This window comes from Paraburkholderia sp. GAS448, assembly GCF_050435685.1.
GTDB lineage: Bacteria > Pseudomonadota > Gammaproteobacteria > Burkholderiales > Burkholderiaceae > Paraburkholderia.
Genome location: NZ_JBNDKT010000012.1, coordinates 182,471 through 204,876, shown reverse-complemented (window position 1 = coordinate 204,876; position 22,406 = coordinate 182,471). Strand labels below are relative to the sequence as shown.

Genomic DNA, 22,406 nt, shown 5'->3' with positions numbered 1-22,406 from the left:
AAGCCATGAACAACTACTCCTCAGGATCCGGCATGTTTTCATTCGATCTGCGTCTGCCCACGCTGCGCGCGGCGTACCGCGCAGGGACCACCACGCCGCGCCGTCTGATTGGCGGGTTGCGCGAGCGCGCGGCCGCGCTCGACGCGGACTATCACCTGTTCATTCATTTGCTGTCCGAGGCGGAACTCGAACCGTATCTCGCCGCGCTGGAAACACGCGATGTCGAATCGCTACCGCTTTTTGGCGTCCCGTTTGCGATCAAGGACAACATCGACCTCGCGGGCATACCGACGACCGCTGCATGCCCTGCCTTCGCGTACACGCCTGCTGAATCCGCCACGCTTGTCGCGCAGTTGATTGCGCTCGGGGCGGTGCCACTTGGGAAAACCAATCTCGACCAGTTCGCCACCGGTCTGAACGGCACACGTTCGCCCTATGGCAAGTGCCGTAACAGCGTGCTGCCGGACTATCCGTCGGGCGGATCGAGTTCGGGGTCGTCGCTGGCCGTGGCGCTGGGTGTCGCGAGCTTCGCGCTCGGCACCGATACCGCAGGCTCCGGACGCGTGCCCGCTGCGTTGAACAACCTCGTAGGGCTGAAGGGCACGAAGGGCCTGCTATCGACGGCGGGCGTCGTACCCGCGTGCCGCACGCTCGACTGCGTCACGTTCCTCACCGCAACCGCACGCGAAGCCAGCGAACTGCTTGCCTTGACCGCGCAACTGGACCCCGCCGATCCCTACAGCCGTGCCAATCCGCAATGGAACGACGCGACAGCGTTCGGCAAGGTCGCGCGCTTTCGTTTCGGCGTGCCGCGCGTAGCCGAATTCGCCGGTTGCGAAGAAAGTCCGGCGTTGTTCGCTCACGCGCGAGCGACGCTGGAAGCGCTCGGCGGCGAGGCGGTCGAGATCGACTTCGCACCGTTTATCGAAGCGGCGAAGCTGCTGTACGAAGGCCCCTGGGTCGCGGAACGTTACAGCGTCGCGGGCGAACTGATGGAGACGCAACCGGAGGCGGTGCTCCCCGTGATCCGTGATGTGCTCGCGAAGGCGCCGGGCACCACCGCTGTCGACGCATTCCGCGCGCAATACCGCCTGCAGGCGCTGAAAACAACCTGCGACGCCGTGCTCGATACGCTCGATTTCGTGCTGACGCCGTCCTTCCCGCGTCCGGTCACACTAGATGAACTGGAGCGCGATCCGATCGGCGCGAATTCGCTGCTCGGCTATTACACGAACTTCATGAACCTGCTCGACTACGCTGCGCTCGCCGTGCCGGCCGGCTTCATGAAGAGCGGCCTGCCCTGGGGCGTGACGCTCTTCGGCCGCGCATTCACCGACCAGTATCTGTTGAGTGTCGCGGATGGGTTTCAGCGAGCGCTCGAACTGCCGCTCGTCGGCGGCGTGTCATGCGATCTCGACGCACCTGCCGGCAACGCACGTCACGACCGGATGCGCCTTGTCGTGTGCGGCGCGCACCTTGACGGCCTGCCGCTCAACGGCCAGTTGACGCGACGCGGCGCACGGCTCGTCGCTGCGACGACCAGCGCACCGCACTACCGGCTCTACGCATTGACGGGCGGCGGCGTTTCCCGTCCGGGCATGGCGCGGGTCAGTCAGGCGAGCGCAGCGATTGCCGTCGAGGTATGGGAGTTGCCCAGTGCGGAAGTCGGCTCGTTTCTCGCTGGCATTCCCGCCCCGCTCGGTCTCGGCAAGATCGAGCTCGCGGATGGACGTTGGGAAACCGGCTTCATCTGCGAACAGCACGGCCTGCAGAATGCGCTCGACATCACCCACACCGGCGGCTGGCGGGCGTGGCTCGCGGGCGCGAAATAAGTCGGTGGTGAGGCGCGGATAGCGCTTTATTTCGCAAGCGTCCACCCGCAGATCAAGGGTTGACAATGACCAGAAAAACCTGAAATCCCGAGGAAAAATTGCTAGTCTGAACTGGTCACCATCGGAATTCTGCAATGAAGGCGGCTTATCGGTCGTTTGCGTGCGGATGCCGGTACAGGGGGACTTCATCGTGAAACGATCCAGGGCATACCCGAGCGGTTCACTGATTCTGTTAGCCGCACTCGCCGGCGCACCGCCTTTCATCGGCGTCCTCGCACCCTCTGCCGCCTATGCGCAAAACGCCGCGCAGTTTTCCAGCCAGCAGATCGACTCGCTGACCGCACCGATTGCACTCTACCCGGACGCCCTCCTCGCTCAGGTGCTGATGGCTGCCACCTTCCCGCAGGACGTCGAGGCTGCGGCGGCCTGGTCGAGGGCCAATCCGAACATGAAGGGCGACGACGCCGTGAAGGCCGTCGCGTCGCAGCCGTGGGACCCAAGCGTGCAATCGCTGGTCGCGTTTCCGCAGGTGCTTGCGACGATGGCGTCGAAACCCGACTGGGTCGCACAGATCGGCAACGCGTTTCTCGCGCAGCCGAACGACGTGATGGACTCCGTGCAGCAGCTGCGCAGACAGGCCCAGCAGGCCGGTCACCTGCAAACAACCGAACAGCAGAAAGTGATCGTCGAGCAGAGCACGATCCAGATCGTCCCGGCGAATCCGCAGGTCGTTTATGTACCGACGTATAACCCGACGGTCGTCTATGGCACGTGGCCTTATCCGGCGTATCCGCCCGTGTATGTCCCGCCGCCGCCCGGCTATGCGATAGCGACGGGGCTTGCCGCGGGCCTCGCGTTCGGTGCTGGCATCGCGGTGGCGAATTCGCTGTGGGGCGGCTTTAACTGGAACACTCACGACGTCAACGTCAACGTCAACCGGTACAACAACATCAACGTGAACAACCGGATCAACACGAACACCAACACGACGAACTGGAATCGCAACGCAAACGTCAATCGCAATGCGAACCTCAACGCCGCGCAACGCGATGCTTACCGGGGCCGCGATGCGTCACGCGCACAGGCGGAGCAGACGCTTCAGAACCGGACCGGTCAGAATCTCGGCGGCACGGCGAGCCAGCGTTTTCAGGATATCCAGAAGGGTGGAGTCAGTTCCAACGACCTCAAAGGCCGCGCGCAGAATCAGGGCGGCCTCAACAACAGCGAGCTGCAGAATCGCGCACAAAACGTCAACCGCGACAACGCGCTGCGCGGCGCCGGGGACGGCAACGCCGCACGTCAGGATTTGCAGCGCGGGCAAGCGAGCCGGCAGTCGCTGGCGAGCAACGGAGGCGGCCTGGGCGCAGGCGGCGGTCAACAACGCAGTGGCGGACTGGGTGCGGGGGGCGGCGGTCAACAACACGGTGGCGGACTGGGTGCGGGGGGCGGTCAGCAACGTGCCGGCGGACTGGGTGCGGGCGGCGGCGGTCAACGCGGCGGCGGATTGGGTGGCGGCGGTGGCGGTGGTCACCGCCCCATCGGCCGGCAATGAACCATCTCAAAGGAGCCGCTCATGATCCGCTTCCCTGCACTTCGCGTACGCCGCTTTAGCGCTGTCACGCTTGCGGTCGCTCCCGGCATCGTCGGCACGACGATCGTTATGTCTGCCCTGCTACTCGGCGCTACGGCGGCGCACGCACAGGCCGTCTACCCGACGCCCGATGCCGCCGCCAATGCCTTTGTCGATGCGCTCGCCACCAATAATCGCGACGCGCTGAAGCATGTGCTTGGCAACGATTACACGAAGTTCATCCCGACGAAGAACGTGGGTGAGGACGATATCTATGATTTCCTCGCCCAATGGGCGAAAGGACACGAGATCGTCGACAATCCTGCGCCGCTTGAAGGGCACCCCAGCAAGCATCTGTCCGTCGGAACGGACGGCTGGACGTTGCCGATTCCGCTCGTACAGACTTCACACGGCTGGCATTTCGATCCGGTCGCCGGACGAGATGAAATCTTCACGCGCCGCATCGGTCGCAACGAACACGCAGCGATGATGACCGCGCTCGCCTATGTCGACGCGCAGCACGACTACAACACGCTGAACCAGCAATATGCCCAGCGGCTCATCAGCACGCCGGGTCAGCATGACGGCCTGTACTGGCCTGCCGCGCCAGGCGAAGCGGAAAGCCCGCTCGGCCCCCTCGCGGCAGCCATGCCGCAACGCGAATCCGTGACCAAAGAGGGCTATTACGGTTATCACTTCCGGATTCTCACGGCTCAAGGCCAGCACGCAAAAGGCGGCGCGCAGGACTACGTGGACGGCGGCAAGCTGATGAAGGGCTACGGTCTCGTCGCGTGGCCTGCCGAATACGGCAAGACCGGCGTGATGAGTTTCATCGTCAACCAGGACGGCCGGGTGTATCAGAAGAACCTTGGGCCACGCTCGGCTGATGTTGCAGCCGCGCTCAGGTCGTTCGACCCGGACCCGTCATGGCAGCCAGTGCAGCCCTGAATGGATCGCCTTCGAGGGTGGCGTGGCGCATGACGTTGTCGTTGTCATGCGCCACAGGCTTCTATGACGCCATCCTTCGGATACGCTCACACGGCATCCCCGAGCATCGATGCGCGGCACCCGACGCGTCCGCAATGGCACGCGTACTGCTGCCGCGTGGCGTCATCGATCTCTTCATCGACAACCAGCCGGTATTCGATAAACAGTTCTTCACCCGCTGCAATGTCCGTGGTGGTCTCGATGAAAACCCGTTCGCCATCTTCCACCGTCTCGCAGTTTGCGTTGCACGCGTGATTGAGCCAACGCGCGCTGTTGCCGCCTCGACTGCCGTCGATTACCCGCCCGTCGGACAGACCGAACAGGAATGTGTGCCCGTCGATACCGTAACGCTGGTGACGCCGCACCGCCTCACGCCAGCTCATGCGTTCGCCTTTGTATTCGAGCACGCGCTCGCCCGCCGCGAGCGGCCGCAGTGCGAATACCCCTTTCCCGTGAACCGGCGATCGCCGGACAGTGACGCGTCTCATCCCGTGCTCCCACGAACCATAGCTGGAGCTGAGTATAAGGCGGCAAAATCCTTTCCTCCACTGCTGTTCAGCGATGGCGGCATCGCATGTCGCGAAGCGCGGGATCCGATGGCCGCTGTCTCGTGACAGGGAAGCAACGGCGCTGGCATGCCCCGCGCGCCGCCTTACCGCCGCGAGCGTTCTGCGCGGACGTCCTGCGGATTGACTGCCTATGTCACACAACAGGTGCTAAACCACCCGGATGGAATTATGAGCATCAGAATTGTTCAGCTCGGATCCGCACGAACATCGGACGAAGGTTTGCGAATCGGCACGGTTCGGCGGCCGCCGCGCGGTGTGCCCAGGACCGAGTTCAGCAGCCGGGACTACTACGATGTCTGGCTGCCCATGCTGTCGCCCAGCCCGGACCTGATGGCTCAGGCCAAAGCGGCGACCAGCCAGGCGGAATGGGACGGGTTTGTGCGGAAATTCCGCGCCGAGATGAACAGCAGCGACGCCAGCAAGGTGCTGGATCTGCTGGCCGCGTTATCGAAAACGACGCACTTTTCCGTGGGCTGCTATTGCGCAGACGAGAGCCGATGTCATCGGGGGATTCTTCGTCAGTTGCTGAACGAGCGAGGTGCGGTGATCGCCTGATCAGGCGAGCGGGCGCTCCCGCTCGCCCACAACATGTCCCCGCGACGCCTTCAGGCCGCACCAGTCGTCAATAGCGCTTGTACGGCAGAAACTTCCCGGACAGCACCACCTGGACGCGATCGCCCTTCGGATCGGGCTCACGCTGAATGTCCATCGAAAAATCGATGGCGCTCATGATGCCGTCGCCGAATTCTTCGTGGATCAGTTCCTTGATCGTCGTCCCATACACGTTGACGATCTCGTACCAGCGGTAGATCAGCGGATCGGTCGGCACGGCGTCCGGCAATGAGCCTTTGTACGGGACGATCTGCAGCCATGCGACCGCTTCATCCGGCAAGCCGAACAGCTTGCCGACCGTTTCGGCCTGCGCCTTGTCGAGGGTCATCTGCCCGAGACACGCGGCAGTCGTCCACTCCTTGCTCAGACCGACGGCGCTCGCCACGTCCGCCCATTTGATGCCACGGGCCACTTTTGCGGCGACGATCATCTGCGTGACTTCATTCCGGCTCGAAATCATGTTTTCCTCCGTCTCAGGTAGCCTCTGGATACCGGACATGCTATCCGGTCAATATCCAGGCGACATCGGCGGGGAGCCGTAGAGACGCTGTCTTCAACCGAGCTCGAAGGACGTCACCCCGAACACCTGCCCGACCGGCAGTGCCGGCGCCTCCTTCGTATACATGCGGGCGGTTTCGAAGACGCGGGCCATCCCATGCCGCCCGGCCAGGGCGAGCGCGGCGGGATTGGTCTCCGGTACATCGAGCGTCATCGTTTGCCCGGGAAACCGGGCGCAGAGCGCGCGCAGCAGTTCGTCCGCCACGAGTGCGTCGTCGGCGAAAAGCGGGCCGATCTTGCAGCCGGTTTGGCAGCTGCGCAGCACGCCGTAGCCCCGGATATGGCCGCCGCTCACGACCGCCAGCGCGGCGCTCTGCGGCTGGCCGATCCACTGGGCGAGAAACCGTGCGCGTTCGCAGGAAAAATGCAGGCTGTCGTACGCCACCAGCTGCTCGAACGGTAGCGCCGACACCTCTGAAACGTTGGCGCCGTCAGCGCCTTGCACCAGGCCCTGAAAGCGGATGTTGCGCCATGCAGGCTCAAAGCCCGATTTCCGGTAGTTCGCCTGCTGGGCCACGACGCCGTCGAGTCCGACATTGCGATTGCCGAGATACGCCATGCCGTGCTGCCAGATGCGCATGCCGAAGCCCATTGCGCGGAAGCCGGGGCGGACGATATAGAGACCGATGAAACCGAAACCGTCGTCATAGGCGACGGCAGACAGGCACGCGACCGGCGCGCCCTGCCACTCGCCGATAAAAAAACCGTTGGGATCCGCCGCCTGAAAGCATTGCGCGTCGTGCCGGCCCGGATTCCAGCCCTCCGCGGCGGCCCAGTCGAGCGCGAGCGCGACCTCGGCGGCCGTCATCGTGCGAACGTTGAAATTCCGAGCCAGATCCGGTGATTGACTCATCCTGTCACGAGGCCCCGCGTTCGGAGGGCCGGTTCTGCGTGACGCCTGCCGCAGGGGCCTGCCATGCGGGCAGCGTCATCAGTGCCTGTGGTGCAACCAGTCGTGCGTGGGGTGCGTGTCGAGCCAGCGAAGCTGCCGCCCCCTGCGACGTTCGCGCCGATAGTGCTCTGCCACCAGAATCGCAGCGACGATCAGCACAATCACTCCCAGCCACATTCCCGTCATCGACTCGGCCATCTCAACCTCCTTCGCCCAGCGGCGAGCATGCCTGTATTTTAGGCGATGCGCTCCCGGACGCAGGCGCGCGAATCCGTTCTTTTTCTTCTTAAAGTGCCCCATTACCCGGCGCTCGTTCATCCGCCGCTCGCCGGGCGTCAATCGTCGACGGGCACGTCGAACCGGGTCTTGCAGGCGGGGCAACTGACCGGATTGAAATTGCCCTCCGCGGGCAACGGAACGAGCGGCTGTTCTTCGCCGGCGAGGTAGCAGACGGGGCACGGAGCGGCATCCTGCGGTTTCAGCCGGTGCCAGCGGTCGACGAATCTCTGAACGTCGCCTGACGGCGTATCGTTCGCTTCGAGGTAGTCAAGAACGACGTGAAACAGAGCGGCCTTTTGCATCGAAGCCTCCGCGGCAAGTTCGGGTCATCGTAGCACCTGTCCCCGGCCGTGACTGACGGTCTGGCAGACTCGGCTGCGAGGGGCCCACGTGTATCCAGCGAAAGACCCAGCATCGGCGCAGGAATAATTGCGCGCCGGTTGCTGTTTCCCCGCACGGCAGTCTAAAGAGCCGTGTCAAGGAACCTTCAGGCGCGCCGGATAACCGCCGCATCGGGGGCTATCCGGCCACAAGCCAAGGGGAACACCGCTCAAGCCGGCGATCACCCCTCCCGGTACCAGATACGTATTCCCGAATACCAGTGGCTCACGCTGGTGTCGTCGCCCGTGCCGAACGTCGACAGGCTTTCGACGTTCACGACATCGATGCTGTTTTCGCCGATCCAGGCATTCGCCCGTTCAACGAGCGTTGCGGCGTTTTCATAGGCGTTGCCTTTGATCAGGTGACGCTGCACCACCTGCCGCTCGAAATCCTTGAACGCGATCTTCGTCATGGGTGTCTCCTGAACGTTCGGGCGGTGGCGCCCTGATATCGCCAGTCTAACAACCAAACTGCGAGTTGCGTCACGACTGCGCGATCCATGGACAACGACGGAATGAACCCATTGCGCGAGGCGAACGAATTCTTGCGCGCCGCAACACGACGTGCAGGTTGACAGCTTATAGGGCTGAAGCGAGGAAAAAAGCGGGAGGGACAACAGGAGAAAAACGCGGAGAGATGCTGGGGATATTGCAGAACCAAAAACTGCGGACACCGAGGAGGATGCCGCCAGCGTCAGATGCCCACGGATGCAGGCATCTGACCTTCAAGCGTTACAGCGGCTTGATGTTCGCTGCCTGAAGACCCTTCGGGCCACGCTTCGTTTCGTAGCTCACCTTCTGGTTCTCAGCGAGCGTCTTGAAGCCGTCGCCAGTCACTTCGGAGAAGTGGGCGAACAGGTCTTCGCCGCCTGCATCCGGCGTAATAAATCCAAAGCCCTTGCTGTCGTTAAACCACTTGACGGTACCGGTATCCATAACAAACCTTGTGAAAAATAAAGTATCAGCTCCGTAGCGGAGCGCCAGAGAAGAATCAAGGAGTGAGAGGACAACGAATACCGCTGAAGAGGCGACACATTGATGATCAGCAATCGACCTTCTTGAACTTCGAGTACCACAGTACGCTGAAGGCGCCTGTGAAGCAAGGACTATTCGGTAACGGTTTGCAAGGCTGCCATGCAGCGCATCCCTCGCGCAGCCACTGGCATGGCTTTCACGAGATTCTGTACCGGTTCTGCGGACCACCTGAATAAACGCCCCGGGCCAGCAACAGCACGCGATCATGATGAAGATCGAACGCCGCGAGCATGGACGATTCATCGGAACCCATGCCGGGGCTCAGGTTCGACAGCACGGCTTCATCGACCTGGAAGGCAATTTCTCGCGAGTTATCGTAGCCCCAGAACACGACGCAATGTCGGGAGGCATCGTAGCTACGGCTCGGATTCGGAAAGTTGAGTGACATGCACTCATACTACTCCTGTTAAAGCGGCAGTTTGACGCCGGAGAAACGCTCGCACGCCGCAAGCAGGCGGTCCTGAAGACGCTCGTCGTGCACGGCAGGATTCGGCGCGCGCCGCTTCATGTGATAGAAATACTCTCCCGTCACACGGGCAGACGGATCTTCACTGACGGCAAGCCAGACCTGTGTTTTCGGCGCAGCCTGAAGATCGTCCGGCGCACCCGCGCCGCCCATTTTCGTCGCGACCCAGCCTGGCTCCAGCGCGTTCGACAGCACGTCCGGCCATCGGCGCGCAACGGCAAAGGCAAGCAGCGCGTCGTGGAATTTCGAATCGGAGTATGCCGCGATGCCCTGCCAGGGACGCTGCGTCCACGTCAGGTCCTGCAGGGTCTCATCGCCGCCCTGATGCAACCCGGAACTCAGATAGACCAGCCGCTTCGGCTTGCTGATGAGCGCGGTGAGGATGTACGGCGCCAGCGTGTTGACCGCGAACACATGCGGCAAGCCATCGACCGTTTCGATGCGACGCGGCTCGCGGTAACCCACCGCCGCGTTGTGAATGATCGCATCGAAGCGGCCAAGATCATTGACCTGTTCCGCGACCGCGCGAGTCTGCGCGATGCTCGACAGATCGCCTACGACCACCGCCTCGGCACCGGGTGCGGCCTGCCATGCTTCCTTTGCGCGCGCTTCGCTGCGCGCATGCAGCACGACCCGATGACCTTCGTCGATCAACAGATGCGCGGCCATCTGACCGAGTCCGTCCGCTGATCCGGTAATGAAAACGCGTGCCATGAATTCTCCTTTTCCAGTGGATGCGTGCACAACCGACAGTCGCTGTCGCTGCCATTGCCTGCAGATTAGCCCCGGCACGCGACGCTGGCGATAGCGCTCAGGTCATGTCGAAGATGACAAAGCGTCATCTTTCGCATCATGCGATGACCTTTGCACGCGCACGCGAGGCCGGGAACGCGTCACTGGTTTTGAGCTGCCCATACTCATGCACGCACGAACTCGACCAGATCCCTGTTCAGTCGCTCTGCATGCGTCAGGTAAAAGCCGTGACCGGCGCCTTCGTAGACCTTGAGCCTCGCGTTCGGAATCAACCTTGCTGTCGGTCGCCCGGTGAGTTCGAGCGGTGCCGACGCATCGCAATCGCCATGCACGATCAGCGCAGGCAACCGGATGTCAGCGAGTTCGGCACGGAAATCGGTCGTCGTCTGGATGCGATTGAGTTCGATGGCCGCCTGCAAAGACGTCTGCAACATCATCGCCGCCGTCCAGTCGATCGCCAGACGCGACGTGCCGGGGCCGAAATACGGTGCAGCGTTGGCTCCGATCCAGTCTGGAAAGGACTTCGCAAACGCCGCGCGCGTCTCCTCGAACACGTGCGCATCGACGCCGTTCGGGTTGTCGGCTGTCTTCAACAGAAACGGTGTAGCGGCGGGCGCCACGAACACGAGACGCGCGATCCGTCCGGCTCCGTGCCGGCTGACGTAGCGCACTATTTCGCCGCTTGCGAACGAGTGCGCGACCAGCGTGACGCCGCTTACGTCGAGCGTGTCCAGAACGCTCGCAAGATCGTCGGCAAGCGTGTCGTAGTCATAGCCGCGGCCCGGATCGCTCGAGCGGCCATGTGCGCGCCGGTCGTAGGCGATGCAGCGAAAGCCCTGGCTCGCGAGCGGCTGCATCTGGTAGGCCCACATGTCCGCGTTGAGCGTCCAGCCCGACAGGAACACAAACGGCGTGCCGTCACCCCAGTCGCGGTAAAACAGGCGGACGTCGCCGGCAGTACGGATATAGCCCGGATCGGTGGCGGGCTGCATGTTCGGCTTGTGCATGAGGAACCTCCTGGTATCGTCGAAAAGGCGCTGCGGTATGGAAAATGTGCCGCAGGCCGAAAAGCACGTCGATTACCTGTGAGGTAAAGAATGAGCAGCCGTATCCGCTGGATGGTCCGGTGACGCGTGGTCCGGAAAACGCTGTTTCATCGGATTCATGCACGAGGGGTTGTCAGCAGAAGAGGTGCTGCGTATTGCGCGCAGTCTGCGCGCAGGCAATGAGGCGGCCGCGCGCCCCACATTTTTCAGCCCTGCTCGATGCCGATCAATCGCGCATCAAGTACGCGAGCCAGTGAGATGCCGCCCTCGCGCATCACCGCATCGTGATTCCACTGGAACACCGGCCGCGCGAGTGGCGCCAGCACGTTCATCCAGGGCCGGCTCGTGCGGACGTGCCAGTCGTAGCGCACGACTGTTGCGCGGCCTTCGCTGGAAAAGCGCCAGCGGCCCGTTCCTTCGACGTCGCCGCTCGCCTCGCCTTCCAGCGCGATCAGCGGCTCGACCCGCGTCACGCGCATGTCGAACACGATCCGGTACGGCAGTGCGCCCTTCCACGTATAACGATGCATCGCGCCGACACCCTCGCCTGAACCCGGCGCAAGCTCGGCCACGCGTTCGACATTCTTCCACCACTCCGGCCAGCGAGCGGAATCGCGAATGACCGCCCAGACAGCCTGCACGGGCGCATCAATTCGCCATATCGTCGAGAACTGATATTCGACCGTGCGCACGATTGTTCTTCCCTCCCTGCGTCGGTTTCCGGTGTCGCGAAGGCGACCGTGGCCCCCACCCGTCGATTCGCTGCGTATCAAATCGATATATTGCCCCGTAACGGCGCGGCTGTCGCTCGCCGTCGGGTTTGAGCACCGATGACGACGCAACGAAAACTCCGGCTTGAAAGCGCTCATGACTTCCGTCATGAGCGCTTCGGATGCCATCGGTTTCTCCAGGTGCCGCTGAACCGGTCGATGCGAGCCGCTCAATCGATCCGTTCGATCAACGATTGCAGGACCGTCTCTACCGTCACGGTCCCCTTCAGCGTTTCCGCTTGCGGGGCTTCGAACCCGATCCAGCCTTCATTGAAGCCGTCGAGCATCTGCATACGCGACGTCGGATTCTTCATGCCTTGCGACAGGAACAAGGTTTCCCACGTATCGCGCGGCACCGGCTCCATCCGCACGGGCCGGCCAAGCAGACGGCTGAACGCCGCGGCAACGTCATTCGGGCTGACGCGCCACGGGCCTTCCAGTTCGACGACCCGCCGCCCCCCCCATTCTTCGCGAAGCAGGTCCGCCGCCACGCGGCCGATATCGCTGGTTGCCACCATCGGCACCGGTTTGTCGAGCGGCTGGAGAAAGCTCGGAATCACGCCAGTGGTACGCGCGGGTTCAACGTCCCATGCCGCGTTCTCGATGAACCAGCCTGCCCGCAGAAACGCGACCGGCATCGGCAGCGATCCCAGTTCCTGCTCCATGATCTGTAACTGCTGCAACAGATTCGTCTGCGCCGCCTGTGCGCCGATCGTCGACAGGCAGACCACTTTTTCCGGCCGCGCGCTTTCGAGCGCCGCGCGCAGCGCGGCGATTATGCGGCGCGACTCGGGAAAGCCCGTCGACGGATCGAAGTTGGGCGGCAGCAGGATGAACACCCCTTTTGCACCAGCGAACGCGCGAGCCAGCGCGTCGGCATCGTCCATCTCCGCAAGCACGACTTCGCAACCTTGCTGCGCCCACGCAGCACCCTTTGCGGTGTTGCGCACCACTGCGCGAACGTCCTCTTCTGCCGCCAGCAGACGACGCGCCACGACGCCTCCCACCTGCCCCGTAATACCCGTAATCACAAACATGTCGATCTCCCAATGAGCCGCGGTCATCACCGCACTGGGGAGCATTCTGTCGGTTGGGCGTCGTTTCCGCGATAGCATATCTGTCATATCGTTGATGACGTCACGGCATTAATCCTGGCAAAAAAAGCGGGCCAGAAACCTCCCGGCCCGCGTCCCGCATCGCGTCCTCCTGCGAGGCTTTCCGACAGCCCCGCGAACTACTTCCTGCCGTTCGTGGTGCGACGGATTCACGAAAACAGCTTCCGCCCCCTTTAAAACATCGTCTTTTCCGTCGATTTATTGAGGATTTTTTTTAACTTTTTTTCGACTACCGTAACCAGTCACGGTGAGTAGTTCGTCATGTGGACGCGCTGCATTGACCCTCTACATTCAAGGCGAAAGCGATGACGACTCGAACAAAAGTCTCCATTTGTCTGCCGACTTGCAATCGCCCGGAGCTCATTGTCGAGTGTCTGGAGTCATGCATTGCGCAGACGCACACGAACATCGAAATCCTCATCGGTGACGATTCGAAGGACGACCACACACAGCAATTGATCGCGACACGCTACGCCAGCGAGCCGCGCATCCGGTACGTGAAAAATACGCCGTCGCTCGGCCAGGCCCGCAATGTCGCGAGCCTCTTCGCACGCGCGACGGGCAGCAAGATACTGCTGATTCACGACGACGATTACCTCACCGTGGACGGTGTCGAACGTCTGGTGTCGTTATGGGATCGCCAGCCCGACCTCGAGGTTGCCTTTGCGAAGCAATATGAAGTCGATCAGTCGGGCCAAGTCGACCGTGAAGTGAGCGATCGGCTCAACGCCGACTTCTATCGCACGCAAAGTGCGGAAGGCCTGCAGGAGCCGCCGGGACGCACCGGCCTCATCCAGATGTTTCCGAATAACGGCTGGATGGCCAACGCGGACCTCGTGCGCAGGATCAACTACAAAGAGCAGTACGGGATGTGCTGCGACTATGTGTTCGGCGCTGAGTTATGTCTTGCGGCAAAGCGCGTGTACTACCTGGACGAATATGTATCGTTCTATCGCAAGACGGAGGTGTCGATTTCGACCGCCACGAAACGTTCGGTGAGCGCGGCTTCGGTGTCCGCCTACCGGTTCGTGCGCAACCTGCGCCTCGACCGCAGGCTGGAGCCCGCACGCAGGCTGGCCTTGCGTCGCATCGTGCCGATCGTCGTGTCGGTGTACTCACGCAACAACGATCCCGTCAAAGGGCTGCGTATCGCACTCCAGCACCCGTATGCTTACCGGTACGGCTTCAGCATGCGGCTCTACTACCACCTCCTGATGATTGCCCGCTCGATGCTCAAGCCTGGTCGCCGGGCACCGGTCGCACAGTCGCGCTGACACCGCAGGGAATTTGGAAAGATGGATTCGTTGCTTTGAAACAGGCGTCCCTGTTACTACGATGACGAAGGAGCATCGGTCAGCGGGAGAGTCGTCATGTCTGAGAGTGCCTGTTTCAAACCACGCGTCGTTGAACCCGTCACCCAGCATGCGCCCGACGGCCTCGGACTGGCGGTGGAGTTGTGGCTCGCGCGGCCCGTCGACGGCATCGACGGCCGCGCGTTGCGGATTCATCTGCGCAGCGACGCGCGAATGGCACAGGCTGAAGCGCTGCGCGATCTGTTGCGCGCGCTGGGTACCGACATTGTCGTGTCCTGACGCGCGCGACATGGCAGCTTCATTGCTGAACACCCCAGCGACGCACCGTGACCCGTTCCAGCGTATCGAACACGAGATGCTCGACAAGCAAGCCGATGGCGATCACCGCGGCGAGACCCGCGAATACGCGATCGGTGTACAGCTCGTTGCGGTTCTGGAAGATGTACCAGCCAAGCCCGCCGTTGCCGCTGCTCGCGCCGAAGACCAGTTCAGCGGCAATCAGCGTTCGCCACGCGAAGGCCCAGCCCACCCGCAGGCCAGCCAGGATCGACGGTAACGCAGCCGGCACCAGAATCAGCACGACGTGACGCAGACCAGTCAATCCATAGTTTCGCCCGGTCATGCGCAGCGTCGCGGGCACGGCGCGAAAGCCCGAGTAAGTATTGAGCGCGAGCGGCCACAGGACCGCGTGCACCAGCACGAACAGCAGGCTTCCCGTGCCGAGCCCGAACCACAGCAGCGCGAGCGGCAATAGCGCGATCGAGGGCAACGGATTGAACATGGCCGTAAGCATCGACAGCAGGTCACGGCCGACGCGGGTCGATACCGCGAGCGAAGTCAGCGCGAAAGCGAGGGCAACGCCGAGCAGATAACCGCGCAGCAGAACGGACATCGACACTGCCGTCTTTTGCACCAGTTCACCAGACAGCACGCCCTGCACGAACGCAACCAGCGTTGCACCGAACGTCGGCAACAACAGATCGTTGTTGATCACCCGCGCGGCAATTTCCCAGACGGCGATCAGCACCAGCGCGATCAACGTCTTGCTCAACCAGGATTGCGCGAGGAGGCGCCTCCCGAGTGGCAACGGTGCTTCGACGAGCAGGTCGCCGACGGGCTCCGGCGCCCGCTCATATTCCGGGCGCACGGGCGGTAAAAGCGTAGACGGCGTGCTCATTGAACGGGCTCCGTTTCTTCGAACAGCAGACAGTGGATGTGGGCAACGCTGCGCTGAAAATCGCTGCGGCCGAAGCTGTCCTGTGTGTATTGATGGCTGTTGAGTTCGGCGCGCACGCGGCCGGGATGCGGCGACAGCAACAGAATCCGGCTGCCTACGACGAGCGCCTCTTCGATCGAATGCGTCACGAACAGCAGCGTGAAGCGGACTTCCTCCCACAGCCGTAGAAGTTCTTCCTGCATCTTGCGGCGCGTCAGCGCATCGAGGGCGGCAAACGGCTCATCCATCAGCAGCACGCGTGGCTGCATCGCCAGCGCGCGCGCAATCGCGACACGCTGCTTCATGCCGCCCGACAGCGTGTGCGGATAAGCATCGGCGAATGAAGCAAGGCCGACCTTCTCCAGATAGTGCAGCGCCAGTTCCTTCGCCTCCGCGCGGCCCATCTTCTTCGCTGCACGCAGTGGAAACGCCACGTTCTGGACCACCGTCTTCCAAGGCGGCAACTGGTCGAACTCCTGGAACACGACGATGCGATCCGCACCCGGGCCGCGGATCGGCTCGCCGTCGAGCGAGATCGTGCCGGATGTGGGCTGGATGAAACCCGCCACCGCCTTCAGCAAAGTCGATTTGCCGCAGCCCGACGGACCGAGCAATACGAAGCGGTCGCCTCCATAGACATCGAAGCTGACGTTATGCGTCGCCCGAAGGATGCGCTCGCGCGTGCGGTACTCGAGGTTCACGCCGTCGACGGCGAGAAGGCGATCACTGTGCTGCCCGGCCACGGCTGGCGACGATGGATGGGCGTCGTGGGGAAACAGGACGGAAGGGTTGGCCACCATCAGATCTCCTCCTGTGCACACACTGCCTGCATGGAGAAAAGCACCGTAAAACACAGCGAAAAATGAGTTGTGATGTTCACGACGACGGCACCGCAAAGGTAAAACGACAACATACGGGTGCCGCGCGCGCACACCAACCAATGTTTGCGCATATTCAATACAGCCTGATGCATAAGCGCCGCAAACGCTGCTTCCGCGACGCGCGTAGTCGCCTGGTTCGACGCCGTGTTGCCCGACTGTCAACAGAAAGCAGACGAAAAAAGCCCGCTGCACGCAGCGGGCGAGAGTCCCAGTTCACAAAGTGATCACGACAGAAACACTTCATCGTAAGGCGCTGTTAATGTGCGCACAACGAATGCTTTTCGATAATGTTATTCGCGCCGTTCAGCTACCCGCTGCCGTCGCCGGATCATCGAAGAAATAATCCTTCCACGATTTCGGCTGGTTCCTGATCGCGCCCACGCGGTACATGAACTGCGCGAGCGCCAGCGTATTCTGCGGTGCGACCTTGAACTGCACCTGCGGGCTGCGGATGATCGACAGCAACAGCTTGCGGTCGGTCTTCGACTGGTTCACGCGAAGATAGATGTCGGCGGCCGCGTCCGGATTTGCGGTAACGAAGCGCGCCGCATCGGCAAGCGCATCGACGAATGCGCGATACGTTTTCGGATTGTCGTTGCGGAATTTTTCCGTTGCGTAGAGCACCGTCGCTGAACTCGGCCCGCCTAGTACGTCGTATGAACTCAGCACGATATGCGCCTTCGGATTGCCTGCCAGCTCCTGCTCCTGGAACGGTGGATTGCCGAAGTGACCGGTAATTTCCGTGCCGCCAGCGATGATCGCGGCCGCAGCGTCGGGATGCGGAACCGCCTGCGTCAGCTTGTCGAGGCGGTTGTATTCCTTGTCGCCCCACTGCTTCGCGGCGGCAAACTGCAACACGCGCGATTGCACCGACACGCTAACCGCCGGCAGCGCGATGCGGTCCTTATCCGAGAAGTCGGCAATCGTCTTCACGCCCGGATTGTTCGATACGAGGTAGTACGGCAGATTGCCCAGCGACGCTACGCCTTTCACGTTCTGCCGGCCGTGCGTGCGATCCCAGATCGTCAGCAACGGGCCCACGCCCGCACCAGCGATATCGACCGAACCGGAGAGCAGCGCGTCGTTGACGGCCGCTCCGCCCGACAGCTTCACCCAGTCGACCTTGATATCGAGCCCTTCCTTGCGCCCTTCCTTCTCGATCAGTTGCTGATCGCGCGCGACGTTGAGCAGCAGATAGACGATGCCGAACTGCTCGGCAACGCGGATCTGCCCTTCGGCCCGGGCTGGCGCCGCAGCGCCCAGACCGGCGGTACCGATCGAAAGCGTGAACAGCACGGCGGCAAACCGGCGGGCGAAAAACGACCGCGGCGCGGCCGGGTGATACGAAGACGACATCGGAACTCCGGTCAGCATGGATCTGGAATGGAAGCCTGAAGCTACAGCGCGGACGGCGTCGCCGTCAGAACGGCACGTCGCCTTCGATGGTCGTTCGATACAGCTTGCGACGCAGATGGTCGGGCGTGCCGGCGGCCAGATGCATCAGCGAGCGGTTGTCCCAGAACACGAGATCGTGTTCTGACCAGACATGCCGATACAGATGCTCGGGACGGACACTGTGCGCGAAGATTTCCTCGAGTAGGTGGCGGCTCTCGTCCTCAGGCAAACCGATGATGCGGGTGGTGAAATGCTCGCTGACGAAAAGCGCCTTGCGACCCGTTTCCGGATGCATGCGCACGATCGGGTGCACGACCGGCTTCACCTGCGCGATCTGCCCGGCCGACAGATCTGGCCGCCATGGGCTGCGCTTTTGCAGTTCCGCGTATCTGGCGAGGTAGGTGTGCTCGGCCGTGCGCCCTGCCACTGCGCTGCGCAGATGCGCAGGCAATGTGTCCCACGCGAGGTGCATGTTGGCGAACAGCGTGTCGCCGCCCTCCGCCGGCAACTCCTGTGCGTGCAGCAGCGACCCGAGGCTCGGCTTCTCCTTGTACGAGAGGTCCGAATGCCAGAAATGCCCGGCGTCGCCGAGACCGATCGGCTTGCCGTCCTCGACGATGTTCGACACGATCAGGACTTCCGGATACCCGGGCAACTGAAACTGGTGCAGCACGTGAATCTGCAGCGGCCCGAAGCGGCGGCTGAAGGCAATATGCTGGTCCGGTGTAATGCGCTGGTCGCGGAAAACCAGCACGTGGTGATCAAGGTGCGCGCGATGAATGCGCGCGAAGTCGTCGGCGCAAAGCGGCTGGTTCAGATCCAGGCCAAGCACTTCAGCGCCGACACGGGCGTTGAACGGGCGGATCTCGATGCGTTGCGAAACAGCAGCGCTCGCAGGCGCCTGGGTAGGAGTGGCAGTCGTCACGCGAAACTCTTCGTCAGATCGTCAGATGCAGGTCAACACGCGCCGCATGCGGCGTCAGACCATCAATCTACGACCCTGTCTGCCGCGGGTCAACGAAGCAAATCCGCTACGTTTATCTGCTGGAGTGATAAACCGTGTGCTCACCTGGACGGCAAGCGTGAAGCCCCAACGAAAAACGGCGGCGCCGGGTGTCTCCGGTGCCGCCGTCTGTTGCAGTCTGTCGTGTGGTGAATCTGGCAATGACCGCCGCGGCGCATGCGCGCCTGTGCCCTGCGCGTCGCGGCTTACGGCTCGTTGCGCAGGTAGCCTTCCTTACCCGGATCGCGCATGCGGAACGAGACGAGGCCCGCGACCGCGCACAGTGCCGTCACGTACCAGTAGAACGTCGGCTCGCTGCCGGCCTGCTTGAGCCACAGCGCGACATATTCCGCCGACCCGCCGAAGATCGCGTTCGCGAGCGCGTACGACAGGCCCACGCCAAGCGCACGCACTTCAGCGGGGAACATTTCCGCCTTGATCAGACCGCTGATCGACGTGTAGAGGCTGACGATCGCGAGGGCAACCACGATGAGGCCGAATGCCGCGTACGGGTTGGATATGTCGCCCAGTGTATGCAGGAGCGGCACGGTGCCGATGGTGGCGAGGAGGCCGAACAGGATCATCGACGTGCGACGGCCGATACGGTCCGACAGCGCACCGAATGCGGGCTGCATGATCATGTAGACGAAGAGCGCGGCCGTCATCACGGTGCTGGCCGTTTTGGCATGCATGCCGGCCGTGTTGACCAGGTACTTCTGCATGTACGTCGTGAACGTGTAGAAAATGAGCGAGCCGCCTGCCGTGAAGCCGAGCACCGTCGCGAACGCGGCCTTGTGCGCCCACAGACCGCGGATCGTGCCCGCTTCCTTGCGCGCGCGGGTTTCGGCGGTGGTCGTTTCGTCGAGCGACTTGCGCAGGTACAGCGCCACGAGTGCCGCGAGCGCACCGACGACGAACGGAATGCGCCAGCCCCAGGCTTTCAGTTCCTCGGTGGAGAGGGTCTGCTGCAGGATCACGATGACGAGCAGCGCGCACAACTGGCCGCCGATCAGCGTGACGTACTGGAACGAAGCGAAGAAGCCGCGACGACCCTTGAGCGCCACTTCACTCATATAGGTCGCGCTGGTGCCGTATTCGCCACCGACCGACAGCCCCTGGAACAGCCGCGCGACGAGCAGCAACGCGGGTGCCAGGGCGCCGATCCGTGCGTAGGTGGGCAGCACGGCGATGACGAGCGAGCCCCCGCACATCATGAAGACCGAGACCATCATGGCGAAGCGGCGGCCGCGCTTGTCGGCCAACCGCCCGAAGAACCAGCCGCCGATCGGGCGCATCAGGAAGCCCGCGGCGAAGATGCCCGCGGTGTTGAGCAGCTGCGTCGTGGTGTTGCCGCTCGGGAAGAACGCCGGCGCGAAATAGATTGCGCAGAAGGAATAGACGTAGAAGTCGAACCACTCGACGAGGTTGCCGGAGGACGCGCCTACGATCGCGAAAATGCGTCGGCGGGTATCGTGTGGCTGGAGGATGGTCTGGTCGGTCATGCTGTTGGATGGTCCTTGTTTTTGGTTTTCGTCGTTTGCTGTTTTGTGCTCGTGGTGCCCGGTGCGCGCAGTCGCGGATTTTAGCGGGTTGTAAGGTTGAATGGAGCGAAATTGTCTGTTTCTGGTTTCTGTTTTTTGCGTTTTGTTCAGGGTTTTCCCTGGATTCACGCTTCTTCCTCGCGGCGTTTTTCGCCTTGGCCAATCGAAGCCGCGCCGTACTCTTCGTGCCCTTGCTGACTGCATTTTCCTTCTTTGATACCGGCAAGCTGGCGACGCTCACGATGGCGTTTGTCTCGATGTCGCTGGGCGCGTCAGCGACCTACATCGCGAACGATCTCTGGGATCTCGATAGCGACCGGCGGCATCCTCGCAAGCGGCAGCGACCCTTCGCGAGCGGCGCGTTGTCGATATCGAACGGCATCCTGTGCGCCATGGCGCTACTCATAGCGTCGCTCTCGCTCGCGTTCTCAACATCGCCAGCGTTTGCAGCGATGCTCTTGCTGTACCTGATCTTGACCACCGCCTACAGCCTGTTTCTAAAAACGCGCGTGATGATCGACGTCATTACGCTCTCGCTGCTATACACGCTGAGAATCTTCGCGGGATCGGTAGCTGTAAATATCAGCACGAGTCACTGGCTGCTCGCGTTTTCGGTCCTCACATTCCTGAGTCTCGCACTCGTCAAGCGCTGCGCCGAGCTGGTGTCCTTGCGCAGGAGCGCCGACGCCGTCACGGTTGGGCGCGATTACCGGGTCGCGGATCTTGAAGTGCTGTGGCCGCTCGGTATCGGCTCGTCACTCGCGGCAGTGATCGTCTTCGGCCTTTTCATCAACGCACCGGAGACGGCAGAACGGTATGCGATACTCCACAGCGTTCCCGATGAATTCTGGACGCCGGTGGTCGCCATCACCTATCACCTGGCCTATCTCGCCGTTGTCCTGTCAACAGTGTTCGCATTGTGGTTCGTGTACAAGCTCGCAAGGATGCGTGGCCTCACGTTCGGGCAGGCGGTGGGCTTCGTCGTCGGCTTCAGCCTTATCTACCCGCTCACCTTTCAGCAAGGCGGGTACTACTATGACTTCATCGAGCTGCTGGGTGTATTCGGCGCATGCTACTTCCTGCTCAAGCGCTGGATGATCGCCTGCACGATCTTCGTCGCGTTGTTCTCGTTCAACAAGGAAACGTTCTTTCTCGTGCCGCTGGCGCTCATTTTCCTGCACGAAGGTGACGTTGCAATGTCGAAGCGCATTGGCTGGCTCGTGATCCAGTTGGCTTGCTGTGCGTTGAGCCGGCACATCATCCTGGGCGGCTACGAGGACAACGCCGGTGGTCTCGTCGAGTTTCACGTGCTGGATAACCTGCGCTTCTGGCTCAATCCGAAGTCGTACTTTGGCTTTTACAACCTCATTGCGAAGGGCGTATTCACGCCGAGCCTGCAGAACCCGCTAATGCTCGTGCCGCTGATCGTCTTCTTCCGCCATGCATGGCGAGAATCGGGCACGCGCTATCGGTGGTACTTCTTCGCGGCTTTCCTGCCGGTGCTGGTGCTGTTCGCGTTCTTTGGCTATCGCGACGAGACCCGCAATTTCTCCATTGTCTTTCCGGCGATCGTGTTGATCGCGCTCAATGGCGCGCGCCAGTTCGGGCAGATTTTTTCAGACGCCGACTCAGAAGGGAAACATACAGCGGCGCGCGTGGATTCGAGTGTGGGTGCCTGATGTCGTTGATCACCTTGATTGCCAGCGGAACATTGAGCGGGCTGGCGAGCGTCCTGTTGCGGCTCGCCGCACTCCGGGCCGCTACACCGTCAGCGGGTGGTGAATGGATGCCGTTTTTGTTCCGGGCTGGGGCAATGGGCTCTTATGGAGTCGGCTTCGTGCTTTATGCGCTCGCGCTTCGCAAGGCCAATCTGGGCGTGGCCTATCCGCTGATGGTCGCGGTCTCGATCCTCGTCGTGCTTGCGTTCACGGCGCTGCATGAGCAGGTGTTAAGGCCGACGCAGATCGTCGGCGCAGCAGTGATTTTTATTGGTGTCTGGTTGGTAACAAGGCAGGTATGACAAGGCAACAACAACTGCAGGTGAGCAACGCGCTGTCCTTCATTCCATTGACACGACGCGCGCGTGACCTTGGGTTTTCAGGCCACTGCGCGGTTCTAGACTAGCAATGCGATCTCCGTGTTGTCGCGTCACATATGACCATGGCAGCTATGTGCGCCTCCGCGCCGAGGACA

Annotated in this window: 25 protein-coding genes; 8 read left to right on the top strand and 17 right to left on the bottom strand. The window is 62.1% G+C overall.

The window, feature by feature from the left end; translation table 11 throughout:
* The first annotated feature begins 32 nt into the window (after positions 1-32).
* From atzF to P3T23_RS22675, 3 genes are all read left to right on the top strand, one after another.
* A complete protein-coding gene (gene atzF / locus P3T23_RS22685; protein ID WP_429318419.1) occupies positions 33-1,832 on the top strand; it encodes an allophanate hydrolase in 1,800 nt (599 codons plus the stop codon).
* A gap of 190 nt (positions 1,833-2,022) precedes the next feature.
* Positions 2,023-3,384, top strand: coding sequence for a DUF3300 domain-containing protein (locus P3T23_RS22680; RefSeq protein ID WP_429318360.1), 1,362 nt, complete (start codon positions 2,023-2,025; stop codon positions 3,382-3,384).
* Positions 3,385-3,405: 21 nt separating this feature from the next.
* Positions 3,406-4,350 (top strand): DUF2950 domain-containing protein, encoded by a 945-nt coding sequence (locus P3T23_RS22675; protein WP_429318359.1) that lies wholly within the window; start codon positions 3,406-3,408, stop codon positions 4,348-4,350.
* Between the two features lie 86 nt (positions 4,351-4,436).
* Here the strand turns inward: P3T23_RS22675 and P3T23_RS22670 are convergent, their stop codons facing one another.
* Positions 4,437-4,877, bottom strand: coding sequence for an SET domain-containing protein (locus P3T23_RS22670; RefSeq protein WP_429318358.1), 441 nt, complete (start codon positions 4,875-4,877; stop codon positions 4,437-4,439).
* A gap of 249 nt (positions 4,878-5,126) precedes the next feature.
* On the opposite strand from P3T23_RS22670, the gene P3T23_RS22665 reads away from it, so the two are divergent.
* A complete protein-coding gene (locus P3T23_RS22665) occupies positions 5,127-5,513 on the top strand; it encodes a DUF488 domain-containing protein (protein ID WP_429318418.1) in 387 nt (128 codons plus the stop codon).
* A gap of 67 nt (positions 5,514-5,580) precedes the next feature.
* Here the strand turns inward: P3T23_RS22665 and cynS are convergent, their stop codons facing one another.
* The 11 genes from cynS to P3T23_RS22610 form a co-directional block, all read right to left on the bottom strand.
* Positions 5,581-6,030, bottom strand: a complete 450-nt coding sequence (gene cynS, locus P3T23_RS22660) for a cyanase (protein ID WP_429318357.1) — start codon at positions 6,028-6,030, stop codon at positions 5,581-5,583.
* A gap of 93 nt (positions 6,031-6,123) precedes the next feature.
* Positions 6,124-6,981: a GNAT family N-acetyltransferase gene (locus P3T23_RS22655; protein ID WP_429318356.1), complete on the bottom strand. Its 858-nt coding sequence runs from the start codon at positions 6,979-6,981 to the stop codon at positions 6,124-6,126.
* 78 nt (positions 6,982-7,059) lie between these two features.
* Entirely contained in the window at positions 7,060-7,338 is a 279-nt protein-coding gene (locus tag P3T23_RS22650) for a hypothetical protein (protein WP_429318355.1), read from the bottom strand.
* 17 nt (positions 7,339-7,355) lie between these two features.
* Positions 7,356-7,601 carry a hypothetical protein gene (locus tag P3T23_RS22645; protein ID WP_429318354.1) on the bottom strand — a complete coding sequence of 82 codons (246 nt, stop codon included), beginning with the start codon at positions 7,599-7,601 and terminating at the stop codon, positions 7,356-7,358.
* A 260-nt stretch (positions 7,602-7,861) separates the two neighbouring features.
* Entirely contained in the window at positions 7,862-8,092 is a 231-nt protein-coding gene (locus P3T23_RS22640; protein WP_429318353.1) for a hypothetical protein, read from the bottom strand.
* Positions 8,093-8,411: 319 nt separating this feature from the next.
* Positions 8,412-8,615, bottom strand: a complete 204-nt coding sequence (locus P3T23_RS22635) for a cold-shock protein (protein WP_429318352.1) — start codon at positions 8,613-8,615, stop codon at positions 8,412-8,414.
* Positions 8,616-8,850: 235 nt separating this feature from the next.
* Positions 8,851-9,102 (bottom strand): DUF1488 domain-containing protein, encoded by a 252-nt coding sequence (locus P3T23_RS22630; RefSeq protein ID WP_429318351.1) that lies wholly within the window; start codon positions 9,100-9,102, stop codon positions 8,851-8,853.
* Positions 9,103-9,120: 18 nt separating this feature from the next.
* Complete coding sequence (locus P3T23_RS22625; RefSeq protein WP_429318350.1) at positions 9,121-9,894, bottom strand: SDR family NAD(P)-dependent oxidoreductase; 774 nt, start codon at positions 9,892-9,894, stop codon at positions 9,121-9,123.
* A gap of 203 nt (positions 9,895-10,097) precedes the next feature.
* On the bottom strand, positions 10,098-10,940 hold the full coding sequence (locus P3T23_RS22620) for an alpha/beta fold hydrolase (RefSeq protein WP_429318349.1): 843 nt from the start codon (positions 10,938-10,940) through the stop codon (positions 10,098-10,100).
* 245 nt (positions 10,941-11,185) lie between these two features.
* Positions 11,186-11,671, bottom strand: coding sequence for an SRPBCC family protein (locus tag P3T23_RS22615; protein WP_429318417.1), 486 nt, complete (start codon positions 11,669-11,671; stop codon positions 11,186-11,188).
* Positions 11,672-11,919: 248 nt separating this feature from the next.
* The gene (locus P3T23_RS22610) at positions 11,920-12,786 is read right to left on the bottom strand and encodes an NmrA family NAD(P)-binding protein (RefSeq protein ID WP_429318348.1); all 867 of its coding nucleotides are present in this window, start codon (positions 12,784-12,786) and stop codon (positions 11,920-11,922) included.
* A gap of 383 nt (positions 12,787-13,169) precedes the next feature.
* Here P3T23_RS22610 and P3T23_RS22605 point away from each other — a divergent pair, with 383 nt between their 5' ends.
* Complete coding sequence (locus P3T23_RS22605) at positions 13,170-14,138, top strand: glycosyltransferase family 2 protein (protein ID WP_429318347.1); 969 nt, start codon at positions 13,170-13,172, stop codon at positions 14,136-14,138.
* 96 nt (positions 14,139-14,234) lie between these two features.
* Positions 14,235-14,456 carry a hypothetical protein gene (locus P3T23_RS22600; protein WP_429318346.1) on the top strand — a complete coding sequence of 74 codons (222 nt, stop codon included), beginning with the start codon at positions 14,235-14,237 and terminating at the stop codon, positions 14,454-14,456.
* Positions 14,457-14,475: 19 nt separating this feature from the next.
* Here the strand turns inward: P3T23_RS22600 and P3T23_RS22595 are convergent, their stop codons facing one another.
* The 5 genes from P3T23_RS22595 to P3T23_RS22575 form a co-directional block, all read right to left on the bottom strand.
* On the bottom strand, positions 14,476-15,354 hold the full coding sequence (locus P3T23_RS22595; protein ID WP_429318345.1) for an ABC transporter permease: 879 nt from the start codon (positions 15,352-15,354) through the stop codon (positions 14,476-14,478).
* Positions 15,351-16,193, bottom strand: a complete 843-nt coding sequence (locus P3T23_RS22590) for an ABC transporter ATP-binding protein (protein WP_429318344.1) — start codon at positions 16,191-16,193, stop codon at positions 15,351-15,353. Before P3T23_RS22590 ends, P3T23_RS22595 begins: the two co-directional genes overlap by 4 nt.
* A gap of 384 nt (positions 16,194-16,577) precedes the next feature.
* Positions 16,578-17,630 carry an ABC transporter substrate-binding protein gene (locus P3T23_RS22585; RefSeq protein ID WP_429318343.1) on the bottom strand — a complete coding sequence of 351 codons (1,053 nt, stop codon included), beginning with the start codon at positions 17,628-17,630 and terminating at the stop codon, positions 16,578-16,580.
* A 64-nt stretch (positions 17,631-17,694) separates the two neighbouring features.
* Positions 17,695-18,594 (bottom strand): TauD/TfdA dioxygenase family protein, encoded by a 900-nt coding sequence (locus tag P3T23_RS22580; protein WP_429318342.1) that lies wholly within the window; start codon positions 18,592-18,594, stop codon positions 17,695-17,697.
* Between the two features lie 284 nt (positions 18,595-18,878).
* Positions 18,879-20,174, bottom strand: a complete 1,296-nt coding sequence (locus tag P3T23_RS22575) for an MFS family transporter (RefSeq protein ID WP_429318341.1) — start codon at positions 20,172-20,174, stop codon at positions 18,879-18,881.
* Between the two features lie 194 nt (positions 20,175-20,368).
* Here P3T23_RS22575 and P3T23_RS22570 point away from each other — a divergent pair, with 194 nt between their 5' ends.
* Both P3T23_RS22570 and P3T23_RS22565 read left to right on the top strand, forming a co-directional pair.
* The gene (locus tag P3T23_RS22570) at positions 20,369-21,892 is read left to right on the top strand and encodes a UbiA family prenyltransferase (protein WP_429318340.1); all 1,524 of its coding nucleotides are present in this window, start codon (positions 20,369-20,371) and stop codon (positions 21,890-21,892) included.
* A complete protein-coding gene (locus P3T23_RS22565) occupies positions 21,892-22,233 on the top strand; it encodes a small multidrug resistance protein (protein ID WP_429318339.1) in 342 nt (113 codons plus the stop codon). The genes P3T23_RS22570 and P3T23_RS22565 overlap by 1 nt, the downstream gene beginning before the upstream one ends.
* Positions 22,234-22,406: the final 173 nt, after the last annotated feature.

What these genes read in the sequence shown, in the direction of transcription:
- P3T23_RS22620 (WP_429318349.1), bottom strand. Translation starts at nt 10,940, where the DNA reads ATGCACAAGCCGAACATGCAGCCCGCCACCGATCCGGGCTATATCCGT.
- P3T23_RS22565 (WP_429318339.1), top strand. Translation starts at nt 21,892, where the DNA reads ATGTCGTTGATCACCTTGATTGCCAGCGGAACATTGAGCGGGCTGGCG.
- P3T23_RS22635 (WP_429318352.1), bottom strand. Translation starts at nt 8,615, where the DNA reads ATGGATACCGGTACCGTCAAGTGGTTTAACGACAGCAAGGGCTTTGGA.
- P3T23_RS22585 (WP_429318343.1), bottom strand. Translation starts at nt 17,630, where the DNA reads ATGTCGTCTTCGTATCACCCGGCCGCGCCGCGGTCGTTTTTCGCCCGC.
- P3T23_RS22675 (WP_429318359.1), top strand. Translation starts at nt 3,406, where the DNA reads ATGATCCGCTTCCCTGCACTTCGCGTACGCCGCTTTAGCGCTGTCACG.
- P3T23_RS22575 (WP_429318341.1), bottom strand. Translation starts at nt 20,174, where the DNA reads ATGACCGACCAGACCATCCTCCAGCCACACGATACCCGCCGACGCATT.
- cynS (WP_429318357.1), bottom strand. Translation starts at nt 6,030, where the DNA reads ATGATTTCGAGCCGGAATGAAGTCACGCAGATGATCGTCGCCGCAAAA.
- P3T23_RS22670 (WP_429318358.1), bottom strand. Translation starts at nt 4,877, where the DNA reads ATGAGACGCGTCACTGTCCGGCGATCGCCGGTTCACGGGAAAGGGGTA.
- P3T23_RS22640 (WP_429318353.1), bottom strand. Translation starts at nt 8,092, where the DNA reads ATGACGAAGATCGCGTTCAAGGATTTCGAGCGGCAGGTGGTGCAGCGT.
- P3T23_RS22655 (WP_429318356.1), bottom strand. Translation starts at nt 6,981, where the DNA reads ATGAGTCAATCACCGGATCTGGCTCGGAATTTCAACGTTCGCACGATG.
- P3T23_RS22625 (WP_429318350.1), bottom strand. Translation starts at nt 9,894, where the DNA reads ATGGCACGCGTTTTCATTACCGGATCAGCGGACGGACTCGGTCAGATG.
- P3T23_RS22650 (WP_429318355.1), bottom strand. Translation starts at nt 7,338, where the DNA reads ATGAACGAGCGCCGGGTAATGGGGCACTTTAAGAAGAAAAAGAACGGA.
- P3T23_RS22630 (WP_429318351.1), bottom strand. Translation starts at nt 9,102, where the DNA reads ATGTCACTCAACTTTCCGAATCCGAGCCGTAGCTACGATGCCTCCCGA.
- atzF (WP_429318419.1), top strand. Translation starts at nt 33, where the DNA reads ATGTTTTCATTCGATCTGCGTCTGCCCACGCTGCGCGCGGCGTACCGC.
- P3T23_RS22665 (WP_429318418.1), top strand. Translation starts at nt 5,127, where the DNA reads ATGAGCATCAGAATTGTTCAGCTCGGATCCGCACGAACATCGGACGAA.
- P3T23_RS22600 (WP_429318346.1), top strand. Translation starts at nt 14,235, where the DNA reads ATGTCTGAGAGTGCCTGTTTCAAACCACGCGTCGTTGAACCCGTCACC.
- P3T23_RS22645 (WP_429318354.1), bottom strand. Translation starts at nt 7,601, where the DNA reads ATGCAAAAGGCCGCTCTGTTTCACGTCGTTCTTGACTACCTCGAAGCG.
- P3T23_RS22610 (WP_429318348.1), bottom strand. Translation starts at nt 12,786, where the DNA reads ATGTTTGTGATTACGGGTATTACGGGGCAGGTGGGAGGCGTCGTGGCG.
- P3T23_RS22590 (WP_429318344.1), bottom strand. Translation starts at nt 16,193, where the DNA reads ATGGTGGCCAACCCTTCCGTCCTGTTTCCCCACGACGCCCATCCATCG.
- P3T23_RS22595 (WP_429318345.1), bottom strand. Translation starts at nt 15,354, where the DNA reads ATGAGCACGCCGTCTACGCTTTTACCGCCCGTGCGCCCGGAATATGAG.
- P3T23_RS22605 (WP_429318347.1), top strand. Translation starts at nt 13,170, where the DNA reads ATGACGACTCGAACAAAAGTCTCCATTTGTCTGCCGACTTGCAATCGC.